10 protein-coding genes are annotated in these 13,778 nt (G+C 72.1%); 1 reads left to right on the top strand and 9 read right to left on the bottom strand.

The features are described 5' to 3' along the window. Nucleotides 1-60: 60 nt before the first annotated feature. From AC3ET3_RS27090 to pyrG, 9 genes are all read right to left on the bottom strand, one after another. Complete coding sequence (locus AC3ET3_RS27090) at nt 61-1,143, bottom strand: pseudouridine synthase (protein ID WP_432138566.1); 1,083 nt, start codon at nt 1,141-1,143, stop codon at nt 61-63. After that, on the bottom strand, nt 1,143-1,811 hold the full coding sequence (gene scpB, locus AC3ET3_RS27085; RefSeq protein WP_432138567.1) for an SMC-Scp complex subunit ScpB: 669 nt from the start codon (nt 1,809-1,811) through the stop codon (nt 1,143-1,145). The genes AC3ET3_RS27090 and scpB overlap by 1 nt, the downstream gene beginning before the upstream one ends. Further along, a complete protein-coding gene (locus AC3ET3_RS27080) occupies nt 1,808-2,929 on the bottom strand; it encodes a segregation and condensation protein A (RefSeq protein ID WP_435613050.1) in 1,122 nt (373 codons plus the stop codon). The genes scpB and AC3ET3_RS27080 overlap by 4 nt, the downstream gene beginning before the upstream one ends. 378 nt (nt 2,930-3,307) lie before the next feature. Continuing rightward, entirely contained in the window at nt 3,308-3,850 is a 543-nt protein-coding gene (locus AC3ET3_RS27075) for a hypothetical protein (protein ID WP_432138568.1), read from the bottom strand. Nucleotides 3,851-3,891: 41 nt separating this feature from the next. Beyond that, nucleotides 3,892-5,028 (bottom strand): ParA family protein, encoded by a 1,137-nt coding sequence (locus AC3ET3_RS27070; RefSeq protein ID WP_432138569.1) that lies wholly within the window; start codon nt 5,026-5,028, stop codon nt 3,892-3,894. A gap of 448 nt (nt 5,029-5,476) precedes the next feature. Beyond that, nucleotides 5,477-6,592: an alanine dehydrogenase gene (gene ald, locus AC3ET3_RS27065; protein ID WP_432138585.1), complete on the bottom strand. Its 1,116-nt coding sequence runs from the start codon at nt 6,590-6,592 to the stop codon at nt 5,477-5,479. 143 nt (nt 6,593-6,735) lie between these two features. Then, on the bottom strand, nt 6,736-8,772 hold the full coding sequence (locus AC3ET3_RS27060) for a tetratricopeptide repeat protein (RefSeq protein WP_435613034.1): 2,037 nt from the start codon (nt 8,770-8,772) through the stop codon (nt 6,736-6,738). Nucleotides 8,773-9,029: 257 nt separating this feature from the next. After that, nucleotides 9,030-9,656, bottom strand: a complete 627-nt coding sequence (locus AC3ET3_RS27055) for an NUDIX domain-containing protein (protein WP_435613033.1) — start codon at nt 9,654-9,656, stop codon at nt 9,030-9,032. Nucleotides 9,657-9,782: 126 nt separating this feature from the next. Beyond that, entirely contained in the window at nt 9,783-11,450 is a 1,668-nt protein-coding gene (gene pyrG, locus AC3ET3_RS27050) for a CTP synthase (RefSeq protein ID WP_432138586.1), read from the bottom strand. A 443-nt stretch (nt 11,451-11,893) separates the two neighbouring features. Here pyrG and AC3ET3_RS27045 point away from each other — a divergent pair, with 443 nt between their 5' ends. Then, on the top strand, nt 11,894-13,696 hold the full coding sequence (locus tag AC3ET3_RS27045; protein ID WP_432138572.1) for a glycoside hydrolase family 15 protein: 1,803 nt from the start codon (nt 11,894-11,896) through the stop codon (nt 13,694-13,696). The last annotated feature ends 82 nt before the right edge of the window (nt 13,697-13,778 follow it).

The raw sequence follows: 13,778 nt of genomic DNA, 5'->3' as shown, positions 1-13,778 counted from the left end.
GGAACGGTGATCACCCGCAAGGGGCTCCGGCGAAGCGCGGCCCGGGGTCCCCGAAGGCTCCTAGAGGTCGACCTCCTGCATCAGCATGCCGACCTCGGTGTTGGACAGCCGGCGCAGCCAGCCCGACTTCTGGTCGCCCAGGGTGATCGGGCCGAAGGCGGTGCGCACCAGCTTCTCCACCGGGAAGCCCGCCTCGGCCAGCATGCGCCGCACGATGTGCTTGCGGCCCTCGTGCAGGGTGACCTCGACCAGGTAGTTCTTGCCGGTCTGCTCGACGACCCGGAAGTGGTCCGCGCGCGCGTAGCCGTCCTCCAGCTGGATGCCGTCCTTGAGCTTCTTGCCCAGGTCGCGCGGGATCGGGCCGACGATGGCCGCGAGATACGTCTTCTTCACACCGTACTTGGGGTGGGTCAGCCGGTGCGCCAGCTCCCCGTGGTTGGTGAGCAGGATGACGCCCTCGGTCTCGGTGTCCAGCCGGCCCACGTGGAACAGCCGGGTCTCCCGGTTGGTGACGTAGTCCCCGAGGCACTGCCGCCCCTCCGGGTCCTCCATCGTGGAGACCACACCGGCGGGCTTGTTCAGCGAGAAGAACTGGTACGACTGCGTGGCCACGGTCAGGCCGTCGACCTTGACCTCGTCCTTCTCCGGGTCGACCCGGCGGCCCTGCTCGAGCACGATCTCGCCGTTGACCTCGACCCGGGCCTGCTCGATCAGTTCCTCGCAGGCTCGCCGGGAGCCGTAGCCCGCGCGGGCGAGGACCTTCTGCAGGCGCTCGCCCTCCTGCTCGGCGCCCGGGAAGGTCTTCGGCAGCTTGACGTCCTTCTTGCCCGCGTACCGCTCGCGGTTGCGCTCCTCGACCCGTGCCTCGTACTCACGGGAGCGCGCGGGGGCCGTACGGCCTCCGCGGCCCTGTCCCTGCGGGGACTGGGACTGCTTGGGGCCGCCCTTGGCGCCGCCTCGGGCCGCGCCGCCGCGCCCGGACTTGGGGCCGTCCTTGGTGGCGCCGGGGCCCACGTCGTAGCGGCGCTCCTCGGGGCGCGGCTTGCGCGGACGGCCCTGGCCGCCCTGCTTGTCGTCCCTGTTGTTCCCGGCGCCGCGGTGGTTACCGCGTCCGCTGTTCCTGCCGCTGCCGCTGCTTCGCATCAAAGTTCCGTCGTCGTCGTGTGATCGTCGTCTGGCGCCGGACCGTCCTCGGGAGCGTCCGGGTCGAACGACACAACGCCCTCCTGGGTCTCGGCCTCGATCGCCTCCGCCTCCGGGAGGAAGGGCGCGAGCTCCGGGAGCTCGTCCAGACCGCGCAGGCCCATCCGCTCCAGGAAGTAGTTCGTCGTCCTGTACAGGATCGCACCTGTTTCGGGTTCCGTGCCCGCCTCCTCGACCAGACCGCGTTGCAGCAGGGTGCGCATCACGCCGTCGCAGTTGACCCCGCGCACCGCGGAGACCCGGCTGCGGCTGACCGGCTGGCGGTAGGCGACGACCGCGAGGGTCTCCAGCGCGGCCTGGGTGAGCCGGGCTGTCTGGCCGTCCAGGACGAGCCGCTCGACGGCGGCCGCGTACGCCCCGCGGGTGTAGAACCGCCAGCCGCCCGCGACGAACCGCAGTTCGAAGCCGCGGCCCTGCGCGGTGTACTCGTCGGCCAACGCGCGCAGCGCGTCCGCGATCTGCCGCCTTGGCCGTTCCAGGATCCGCGCCAGGTGCTCCTCGGTCGCGGGCTCGTCCACGACCATCAGCACGGCCTCCAGTGCGGGTCTGAGTTCCAGACCGGCGACGGAACCCGATCCGGCCGGCCGTGCGCCGGTCCGTCCACTCACGCCTTCTCCTCCTCCCCGGCCCGCTCGGGCGGCCGGTCGAACTCGTCCGTCACCCTCGGCGCCTCGGCCCCGTCCCCGCCGGTCCAACGCACCAGCAGCGTCCCGAGGGCGGTCTCCTGCTCCAGCGCGACGGCCTTCTCCCGGTACAGCTCCAGCAGCGCCAGGAAGCGCGCGACGACGGTGAGGGTGTCGTCGGTGTCCTCGACGAGCGTGCGGAAGTCGGCCTCCCCCAGCTCCCTCAGCCGCGCGACGACGATCCCGGCCTGCTCCCGCACGCTGACCAGCGGGGCGTGGATGTGGTCCACGTACACCTGTGGCTTCGGCTTGGGCTGCATCGCCTTCACCGCGAGCCTGGCGAACCCCTCGGCACCGATGCTGATGACCACCTCGGGCAGCAGCTCCGCGTGGTGCGGCTCCAGGCCGACGGTACGGGGGTAGCGGCGGGCCTCGTCGTCCAGCCGGTCGGTGAAGATCTCCGCGACCCGCTTGTACGCGCGGTACTGCAACAACCGCGCGAAGAGCAGGTCCCTGGCCTCCAGCAGGGCCAGGTCCGCCTCGTCCTCGACCTCCGCGGCGGGCAGCAGCCGGGCCGCCTTGAGGTCGAGCAGCGTGGCGGCCACCACCAGGAACTCGGTCGTCCGGTCGAGGTCCCAGTCCGCCCCCATGGCCCGGATGTGCGCCATGAACTCGTCGGTGACCTTCGACAGCGCCACCTCGGTCACGTCCAGCTTGCGCCGCGAGATCAACTGCAGCAGCAGGTCGAAGGGTCCCTCGAAGTTGGCCAGCCGCACCTTGAACACCGCGTCCCCGTCGGGGGCCTGCGGGGTCGCGGCGGCTTCCGTGTCCTCAGCGGCCGTCGAGGGCACGGCTGCTTCCGCGACCGCGCCGGTCGCGACGCGCCCCGGTGCCTCCACGTGCTCGGCGCCCTCGGACGCCCCGGCCGCCTCCGAGGGCGCGGCCTGCTCGGGCGTCGCGTCCCGCGCGGGTCGCGCCGCCCCGGTGCGCTCGCTCGTCGCCGGAGGAAAGGCACCCCGCGCACTCTCCGAAGACGCGCCGGCTTCCGCACGCCCCGCGGGTTCCGCCCGCTCGGGAGTCGTCCCGGTGACCGGCGCCCGCACGCGCCGGGCGGCCTGCGCGGCCTCGGCGGCTGTGCGCCCGTCCGGCCCGGCGCCACCCGGGGCCGCCTCCGGCCCCGCGCTCCGCGCCGGCTCGACGGCGCGCTCCGGCTCCGTCGACCGCGCGGCGCTGTCCGGGGCCTCGGCCTGTCGCGGACCTCCGGCCCCCGGGGTGTCCGGAGCCGGCCGCGCCTCGGCCGCGTGCCCCGGCCGGGCGGCCCCCGGCGGCTCGTCGGCCGCGTCGTCGTGCCCCGTGGCGCCGACGGTCTCGGGGAGCACGGTGGCCCGCGGCCCCCGGCCCAGCGCGCGCCTGCGTCCGCCGGGCGTGCCGGGGCCGGGTGAGTCACCGTTCGACGAGGTCATAGCCCTCGCAGGCTACCGCTACCGGCCGCGCAGCCGCCGTACGAGGATGCTCGCATCCCCCCGCGCCTCCAGGTCGGCGAGCACCACGGCCACCGCCTCGCGCACGATGCGCCCGCGGTCGACGGCCAACCCGTGCTCGCCGCGGAGCACCAGGCGGGCGTGCTCCAGGTCCATCAGTTCCTCGGCCGACACGTACACGGTGATCTTCTCGTCGTGCCGCTCGCGCCCGCTGGGCCGGCGGGCCGCGGCACGTCCGCGCTTGCGGGGCGCTCCGGCGGCGGCAGCGTCCCCGGCAGAACCTTCCTGCACCGTGCGGCGCGCCGCGCGCTCCGTGCCGGTGCGGCTGCGGGACTCGCCGCCGTCGGCCGGTTCGGTGCCGGCCGCGGCGTGCTCGGCGCCCGGCCCGTCGCCGCCCTGCGCGGGCACGGCGGGCGGCGCGTCCTCGCCCGAGGCCGCGGCGGAGGCGGCCGGGTGCGCCGCCCCGTCGCTCTCACCGGCGGGCGCGGGCACCCGCGCCTCACCGCCCGCCTGGCGGCGGGGAGTGGACGGCTGGAGCGCCATCCCCCCTGTCGTACGGAAGAGTTCGTCGGCCCCCGGCAGACTCACTCGGCGTGACACCGGGCGAGCACCTCCCTGGCGAGCTGGCGGTAGGCGGCGGCACCGACGGAGTTGGAGGCGTAGGTGGTGATCGGCTCGCCGGCGACCGTGGTCTCCGGGAAGCGGACCGTGCGGCCGATGACCGTGTGGTAGACGTGATCGTCGAAGGCCTCGACCACCCGCGCGAGGACCTCGCGGCTGTGCACCGTGCGCGAGTCGTACATCGTGGCGAGGATGCCGTCGAGCTCCAGGTCCGGGTTGAGCCGCTCCTGGACCTTCTCGATGGTCTCGGTCAGCAGCGCGACCCCGCGCAGCGCGAAGAACTCGCACTCCAGCGGGACGATGACCTTGTGGGCGGCCGTCAGCGCGTTGACCGTGAGCAGACCCAGCGAGGGCTGGCAGTCGATCACGATGTAGTCGTAGTCGGGCATCAGCGGCTTGAGCGCGCGCTGCAGCGTCGACTCGCGGGCCACCTCGGAGACCAGCTGGACCTCGGCGGCGGACAGGTCGATGTTGCTGGGCAGCAGGTCCATGTTGGGGACCGCGGTCTTCAGCAGGACCTCGTCGGCCGACATGCCCCGCTCCATGAGCAGGTTGTAGACCGTGAGGTCGAGTTCCATCGGGTTCACGCCGAGGCCGACCGACAGCGCGCCCTGCGGGTCGAAGTCGACCAGCAGTACGCGGCGGCCGTACTCGGCGAGCGCGGCACCCAGGTTGATGGTCGACGTGGTCTTGCCGACGCCGCCCTTCTGGTTGCACATCGCGATGATCGTCGCGGGGCCGTGGTCGGTCAGCGGGCCCGGGATCGGGAAGTACGGCAGCGGGCGCCCCGTGGGGCCGATGCGCTCACGGCGCTGGCGGGCCGCGTCGGGCGCGAGCGTGGCCGCGTACTCCGGGTCGGGCTCGTACTCGGCGTCGGGGTCGTAGAAGTGCCCGTCGGGCAGTTCGTCGTAGTCGGCGAAATGGTCGTGGGGCGCGCCACTTCCGTCGCCGGCCATGGCGTTCACGTGATGACCGTCCAAGCTCTGGTGTGCTGACAGAGCCGTGTGGGGGCCGGACTGGCTCTGGTGGGCTGCGAAGGTGCGGACAGCGACGGAGCCGACAGCCTCGAATCCCGCGGAGCCCTGGCCCCGTGCAGGCATTCCTGGTTGACCACCCCCGGGAGAAAATGTCGACTCATTCACAAGTCGTCTTACCTCCTTGGTGACCAGGAAACTTCTAGACAAGGTCAGCGTGGCACCATGCCGACGGTTGGCGACTCTATGGCGTGTCGGGCGTCCGCAGCAACACAATCCGCCGGACCCGGCCCGATGTGTCGGCAATGAAACATCCTGCTGTCAAGGGCGTACGGCCGTCGCACAGCAGGTTTCACCGGCGTGCGAATCGGTCGAAGGGTTACGTTCGAGGCGAGTTGACCGAGAATCGCAAAGTGACCATACACACATCCGGCCGGACCTTGTGGGACAAGGTCCGGCCGGATGTGTGCGGTTGACGACCTGTGTTGACGAATCGCCTTTTCCCTGCGGATGACTTGAACCCGCCGGTCGAGCGGAAGGCCGTCGCGCGGCTGCGGCACAGTCGCCGCGGGGCTCAGCCCAGAAGCGCGCCGAGCTCCACGTGCTCCAGGCCGTGCGCCTCGGCGACCTCGCGGTAAACGACCTTGCCGTCATGGGTGTTGAGGCCCTTGGCGAGCGCGGGGTCCCGGCGCAGCGCCTCGACCCAGCCGTTGTCCGCCAGCGACACGATGTACGGCAGGGTCGCGTTGGTCAGCGCGTAGGTGGAGGTGTTGGGCACCGCGCCGGGCATGTTGGCGACGCAGTAGAAGACCGACTCGTGGACCTTGAAGGTCGGCTCGGCGTGGGTGGTGGGACGGGAGTCCTCGAAGCAGCCGCCCTGGTCGATCGCGATGTCGACAAGGACACTTCCCGGCTTCATCCGGGAGACCAGCTCGTTGGTGACCAGCTTCGGCGCCTTGGCGCCCGGGATGAGGACGGCGCCGATGACCAGGTCCGCGTCGAGGACGGCCTTCTCCAGCTCGAAGGAGTTGGACATGACGGCCTTGATCCGGGTGCCGAAGATCCTGTCGGCCTCGCGCAGCTTGTTGATGTCGCGGTCGAGCAGGGTGACGTCGAAGCCCATGCCGATGGCGATCTGGGCGGCGTTCCAGCCGGACACGCCACCGCCGATGACGACGGCCTTGGCCGGCAGGACACCGGGGACACCGCCGGGCAGCACGCCGCGGCCGCCGGCCGCGCGCATCAGGTGGTAGGCGCCGACCTGGGGGGCCAGGCGGCCCGCGACCTCGGACATGGGGGCCAGCAGCGGCAGCGCGCGGGAGGGCAGCTCGACCGTCTCGTAGGCGATCGCCGTGGTGCCGGACTCGATCAGGGCGTCCGTGCACTCCTTGGAGGCGGCCAGGTGCAGGTAGGTGAAGAGGGTCTGGTCCTTGCGGAGGCGGTGGTACTCCTCGGCGATGGGCTCCTTGACCTTCAGCAGCAGGTCGGCGGTGGCCCACACCTCGTCTGCGGTGTCCAGGATCCGCGCACCGGCGGACACGTACTCGTCGTCCGTGATCGACGAGCCGGCACCGGCGCCTCGCTCGATGACGACCTGGTGGCCGTGGCGCACCAGCTCATGCACGCCGGCGGGGGTGATGGCCACCCGGAACTCGTTGTTCTTGACCTCGCGGGGAATGCCGACCTTCACGTCGATCACGGTCCTTGGCTCAGAGGGTGTGGGGCATAGCAAGACATACCCGGGTGAATGACGCGCACCGGGACGCACCGCAGGAGAACGTGCGGCAGAGCCAGTTTAATGAAGGCGTTCCCGCTGTCTAGCCTTTCATTGCATCAATCTTCAGCGGATGTACTGCGGATTTCGCAGGCGTCAGTGGAAGGTTTCAGCCCTTCCTGCCCCAGGATGCCCTCCGCCGCCGCGCGGTGCGGCCGGGCGGCCACCGGGTCGCCGAGCCGTTCCAGGGTGTCGGCCAGCCGCAGCTGCAGCGCGGCCTGGAGCCGCTCTTCCTCCGCCCGGCGCGCCCACTCCACCGCCTCCTGGCAGGTGCGCAGGCTCTCCTCGGGCCGCCCCGCGTACTCCTGCACCCGGGCCAGCTCGCTCAACGCGCGCGCGTGCGCGGCGACATCGCCGCTCCTGCGGTACCCGGCGAGCGCGGCCCGCCAGTTGCGCGTCGCCTCGCCGTAGCGGCCCGCGTAGGTGTGCGCGGCGGCGATACGGCCGTACAGCCGGGCGGCGTCGCCCTGCTCGTCCCGGGCCAGCCGCTGTGCGAGAGCCCGGCCGAACCAGTCGGCGGCCCGGTCGTAGTCCCCCAGCTCCAGATGCGCGCCGCCTACGGATTCCATCGCGCGGCCGGTCGCGTACGGGTCGTTCGCCTCCCGTCCGGCATCCAGCGCGGCCCGGTAGCGCACCAGGGCCTCCGCCGTGCGGCCGGTGCGGGCGTCGACGTCGGCCAGGTTCAGCAGGGCGGCGGCCTTCTCCCGGGGCAGGCCGCGGCGCTCGGCGACGTCCAGCACCAGCCGGTGGACTCCGTACAGGTCGGGCGCCGCCGCCTGGGTGCCGAAGTGCGCGACCATCGCCCGCACCAGCTGGGACATCAGCCGCCGGGCCAGGGTGTCCAGCTCGCCGTCGGCGACCGCGAGCCGGGCGGCGGCGAGCAGCGCGGGCCGACGGGCGCGCAGCCAGTCGGCCGCGGCGCCCGGGCCGGCGAAGCGCAGGGCGCGCGGCATGCCCTGGGCCCTCTCACGGATCTGCGGGTCGTCCGTCTCGGCGGCCGCCCGGCAGGACTGCAGCAGCCGGACCGTGCGTTCCAGCATCCGGGCGCGGGCCAGCTGAAGCTCGGCCGGGCGCTCGTGGGTCTGGGCGGCGGCCCGCAGCAGCGGGTGCAGACAGCCCGGCACCTCGTACTGCGGCAGTGGGGCGTCGACGGCGCGCAGCAGGCCGAGCGCGGTGAGGTCGTCCAGGGTGGTGTGCGCGGCACCGACCGAGCAGCCGGCCAGCGCCGAGGCGGTGTGCGGGTCGACGAGGCCGGCCGGGGCGAGCCAGAGCAGTCGCAGTATCCGCGCGGCCGGCGCGGGCAGCCCTGCGTGCACCAGCCGGAACAGCCGGTCCAGGGGGGCGCCCTCCCCGTCGGTGTGCAACTGCTTGGCGAGGTCGGCGACGGCTGCCTTGGGGTGGGCGGCGAGCCAGCCCCCGGCCAGCAGCAGCACGGCGGGCTGGCCCTGGCAGATCTCGACCAGGCCCTCGGCGGCACGCGGGTCGACGGTGATCCGCACCGAGCCGGTCAGCCGGGTCAGCAGCTCCAGCGCGGACTTGGTGTCCAGTCCGCCGAGCGTGCAGGGCCGCACGTCCGGGATGCCGGTCAGCGGGCCCGAGGACACGGCCACGGCCAGGCTCTCGGGGGCGTCCGGCAGCAGCGCGTCGACCTGCTCGGCGCCGGTGGCGTCGTCGAGCAGCAGCAGCGCCCGCCGGCCGGCCAGGGCGTCGCGCAGGGCCGCCGTGAGATCGTCCTCGTCGGCACCGGCGGGGGCCGGCAGCGACAGCGCGGCCAGCAGCTCGCGCGCGGCCCGCTCCACCGGGACGGCGGTGCCGTCGGGCTCGCTCAGCCGGGCGCGCAGCACGCCGTCGGGGTAGCGGTCGGCGACCTGCCGTACGAGTTCCTCGGCCAGGGCCGTGCGGCCGCTGCCGGAACGCCCGGCGATGAGGAGCACGCGCGCGCGGGGTGGTTTCTTTCCGGCCAGGGTGTCCAGGCCCGCGCGCTCGATGTCGGCGCGCAGTTCCTTCAGTTCCCTGGTGCGGCCCAGGAACGGCCCGTCCTCCGACGGGTCTGGGGACAGCCGCACGCCGTCTGTGTCCACCGCCTGATCCGTCACGGGCCACACTCCCGTCCCACTGCGCACCGGGACCCGCCGGAACTCCGGACCGGGCGCTTCCAGAGCCTAGTTCACGCTCAGCGACGTTCCGGCCGGAGCAGGACGGTGACGGGGCGGGGACTCCCCTGATCGGATCAACGGATCGTAGGACCCGGCGGCCCGGTCGCGGCCGGGCGGGGCCGGGCGCGACCGTCGGGGCCGGGCGGTGCCGGGCGCGACCTTCGGGGCCGGGCCGGGCGGGCCCGCCGGGAGAGTCCCTAGGCCTCGAAGGGCCGGGCCGGCCAGGGGGCCTCGGCGGGGCGCAGCGCGTCCAGGCCGTCGCCCTCCCGGGCGGCCACCAGCGCCAGCACACCCACCACGAGACAGTTGTTGTGCAGCTCCCCCGCGAGCACCCCGCGCACCAGCTCGCTCACCGGTACCCGGGCCGACTCCAGCTCGATCTCCTCGTGCTCCGCCTCGAACGGCCGCCCGTCCGCCGCCGACAGCCCCCGCGCGAGGAAGATCCGCACCGCCTCGTCGCAGCCGCCGGGGGTGGTGTACACATCGGTCAGCACCCGCCAGTCCTCGGCCTTGACGTGCGCCTCCTCGTACAGCTCGCGCTGGGCGGCGTGCAGCGGGTTCTCCCCGGGCACGTCGAGCAGCCCGGCCGGGATCTCCCACAGCTTCTGCCGCACCGGGTGCCGGTACTGCCGGATGACGACCACCCGGTCCTCGTCGTCGAGCGCGAGCGCGGCGACCGACCCCGGGTGGACCTGGTAGTCGCGCCGGGCCACGGAGCCGTCGGGCATGACCACCTCGTCGGTGCGGACGGAGGTCTTGGCTCCCCGGAACGGCATCTCGGTCCCCCGGATCTCCCACTCCTCGGCGGCGTCCTTGATCGTCATGCCAGTCCTTCCACGTGCAGAAATGCGGCCGGGGCCCGCAGCATTGAATGCGCGCGCCCCGGCCACCGTACAACTGACGTGTCACTCGGAGATCTCCTGGAAGATCCGCCGGACGTTCTACTCGGCCTACTCGGCGATCTTCCGCTCGACCGCCGCCTTCACCAGCCCGGCGAACAGCGGGTGCGGCCGCGTGGGCCGCGAGCGCAGCTCGGGGTGGGCCTGCGTGGCGACCAGGTACGGGTGGACGTCGCGCGGGTACTCCACGTACTCGACGAGCTTGCCGTCCGGGGAGGTGCCGGAGAACAGGATGCCCGCCTTCTTCTCCAGCTCGGCCCGGTAGGCGTTGTTCACCTCGTACCGGTGGCGGTGCCGCTCCTCGACGTACTCCTTGCCGTCGTACACCTCGCGCACGATGGACCCCTCGGCCAGCTTGGCCGGGTACATGCCCAGCCGCATCGTGCCGCCCATGTCGCCCTCACCGGCGACGATGTCCAGTTGCTCGGCCATGGTGGAGATCACCGGGTGGGCGGTCGCCGGGTCGAACTCGGTGGAGTTGGCGTCGGAGATGTCGGCCAGGTTGCGGGCGGCCTCGATCACGATGCACTGCAGGCCGAGGCAGAGGCCGAGCAGCGGGATCTTGTTCTCGCGGGCATAGCGGATCGCGCCGACCTTGCCGAGCACCCCGCGGTCGCCGAAGCCGCCCGGGATGCAGATGCCGTCGACGTCGGCGAGCTGGGACTTGGCGTCGGCCGGGGTCTTGCAGTCGTCGGAGGTGACCCACTTGATCTTCACGCGGGCCCGGTTGGCGAAGCCGCCGGCGCGCAGCGCCTCGGTGACCGAGAGGTAGGCGTCGGGCAGGTCGATGTACTTGCCGACCAGGGCGAGGGTGATCTCGTGGTCCGGGTTGTGGACGCGGTCGAGCAGGTCGTCCCAGGTCGTCCAGTCCACGTCGCGGAACGGCAGGTCCAGCTTGCGCACGACGTAGGCGTCCAGGCCCTCGCCGTGGACGGTCTTCGGGATGTCGTAGATGGACCGCGCGTCGGGGCAGGCCACCACGGCGGCCTCGTCGACGTCGCACATGAGCGAGATCTTCCGCTTGATCGCGGTCGGCACCTCGCGGTCGCAGCGCAGCACGATCGCGTCCGGCTGGATACCGATGTTGCGCAGCGCGGCGACGGAGTGCTGGGTCGGCTTGGTCTTCAGCTCACCGGACGGGCCGATGTAGGGAAGGAGCGAGATGTGGACCACGAAGACGTTGTCCCGGCCGACCTCGTGGCGGACCTGGCGGACGGTCTCCAGGAAGGGCAGCGACTCGATGTCGCCGACCGTGCCGCCGACCTCCGTGATGACGACGTCGACCTCGTCGGTCGCCATCCGCCGGATGCGGTGCTTGATCTCGTTGGTGATGTGCGGGATGACCTGCACGGTGTCGCCCAGGTACTCGCCGCGCCGCTCCTTGGCGATCACGGTCGAGTAGACCTGGCCGGTGGTGACGTTGGCGGAGCCGTCGAGGTCGCGGTCGAGGAACCGCTCGTAGTGGCCGATGTCCAGGTCGGTCTCGGCGCCGTCGTTGGTGACGAACACCTCACCGTGCTGGAAGGGGTTCATCGTGCCCGGGTCGACGTTCAGGTACGGGTCGAGCTTCTGCATCACGACGCGCAGGCCACGGGCCTTGAGCAGCATGCCGAGGCTGGAGGCGGTCAGACCCTTGCCCAGGGAGGAGGCGACACCCCCGGTGACGAAGATGTGCTTGGTCGTCGTGGCGGTGCTGTTGCGATAAGCAGCGGGCGGCATGGCCAAGAGGGGGCTCCCGTGGTCGCGGTCTGGAGGGTGCGGTCGGGGGTTTCTCACCCACCGGTCCACGGGCTACCAGGGTATCAGCGCCCAGGAGCGCCCGCTTCCGGCCACACCCCGCGCACCCTCCGCACACACGCCGACACAGAAGTGCGCACAGGCACGTGCCCCTCACCCCTCGCTCACCCGATCGGCTCAGTCGCGTTGCCCCGAGCGGCACACAGATCATCTACGTGCGTCGTATCCTGCTCGGACACTCGCTGCCGAGCCCGGCCGGCACTTACGGCACACCCCCGCCAGTCCGTCCCGGAACAACGAGAGCTCGTCAGTTCGTTGAGCGATGATTGTTGGTGCTCAGCGACGCATTACAACGACCCCCCTGACCGCACTAGCGACAGCCCCATGCACGTGGGGCGACGTGGCCGTTCGACTGGAGTTTGCACGTGGCCGGGCGCATCGAGGACTACGCACTCATCGGAGACATGCAGACCGCTGCCCTGGTCTGCCGTGACGGGACGGTGGACTGGCTCTGTCTGCCCCGCTTCGACTCGCACGCGATCTTCGCCGGGCTGCTGGGCACCGAGGAGCACGGCTTCTGGCGCCTCGGGCCCGCGCACGCCTCCGAATCCGAACCGCCACGCGCGGACCGGCGCACCTACCGGGGCGACTCGCTGGTCCTGGAGTCCGAGTGGGACACCCCGCGCGGCACCGTCCGGGTGACCGACTTCATGCCTCCGCGCGACGGCGCCCCGCAGCTGATCCGCATCGTCGAGGGCGTCTCCGGGCGCGTCCCGATGCGTTCGACGCTGCGGATGCGGTTCTCGTACGGCCGGGTGGTGCCGTGGGTGCACAAGCACGAGGGCCGCACGGTCGCCGTCGCGGGCCCGGACTCGGTGTGGTTCGACACCGAGTGCGAGACCTACGGCAAGCAGCTGACGACGTACGCCGACTTCACGGTGGCCCCGGGTGACCGGATCGCGTTCACCGTCTCGTGGCAGCCCTCCCACAAGGAGCCGCCGCCGCTGCCGGAGCCGGAGCAGTCGCTGGAGGCGACCGAGGAGTTCTGGCGCGAGTGGGTGGAGCACTGCACCTACCACGGTCCGTACCGGGAGGCCGTGGTCCGCTCGCTGATCACCCTGAAGGCCCTGACGTACGCCCCGACCGGCGGCATCGTCGCGGCCCCGACGACCTCCCTGCCCGAGGACATCGGCGGCGTCCGCAACTGGGACTACCGCTACACCTGGCTGCGGGACGCGGCGATCACCCTGTCCTCGCTGCTGCGCACCGGCTACCGCGAGGAGGCCCGCGCCTGGCGCGAGTGGCTGCTGCGGGCCGTGGCGGGCGACCCGGAGAACCTGCAGATCATGTACGGCATCGCCGGTGAGCGCGAACTCGGCGAGGCGGAGCTGGACTGGCTGCCCGGGTACGAGAACTCCGCGCCGGTCCGGGTCGGCAACGGCGCCGCGCACCAGCTCCAGCTGGACGTCTACGGCGAGGTCACCGAGGCCCTGCACCTCGGTCACATGACGGGCCTGGCCCGCAACGACTACGCCTCGCTGCTGCAGCTGAAGCTGATCCGCTACCTGGAGAAGCACTGGGACGAGCCGGACGAGGGCATCTGGGAGGTGCGCGGCCCGCGCCGCCACTTCGTGCACTCCAAGGTGATGGCCTGGGTCGCGGTGGACCGCACCATCAAGCTGATCGAGTCCGGCGACGCGGACGGTCCGCTGGAGCGGTGGCGCGAACTGCGCGACGACATCCACCGGGACGTGTGCGAGAAGGGCTACGACAAGGAGCGCAACACCTTCACGCAGTCGTACGGCTCGAAGGAGCTGGACGCGTCGCTGCTGCTGATCCCGCAGATGGGTTTCCTTCCGCCCGACGACAAGCGCGTCATCGGCACCATCGAGGCGATCCAGCGCGAGCTGTCCACTCCGGACGGGTTCATCCTGCGCTATCCGACGCAGGGCGACGACGAGGGTGTCGACGGCCTGCCGGGCGACGAAGGGGCGTTCCTGGCCTGCTCGTTCTGGATGGCGGACGACCTGGCGATGATCGGCCGGGTGGACGAGGCCCGCAGGCTGTTCGAGAAGCTGCTCTCCCTGCGCAACGACCTCGGTCTGCTCGCCGAGGAGTGGGACCCCGGACTGCAGCGCCAGGTCGGGAACTTCCCGCAGGCGTTCAGTCACGTTCCGCTGATCGACACGGCCCTGCGGCTGACGGCCTCGGGGGCGTACGGGGGCTGACCCTGACGATTCGGTGACGCGCGGCGGTCCCACCGGGCCGCCGCCCGCGTACCCGTCTAGCCTGGAAGCGGACAAGAACCCC

The sequence above is a fragment of the Streptomyces sp. bgisy159 genome (genome assembly GCF_057707805.1).
The sequence above is the reverse complement of the archived record's forward strand: the minus strand, read 5'-3'. Positions and strand labels throughout refer to the sequence as shown.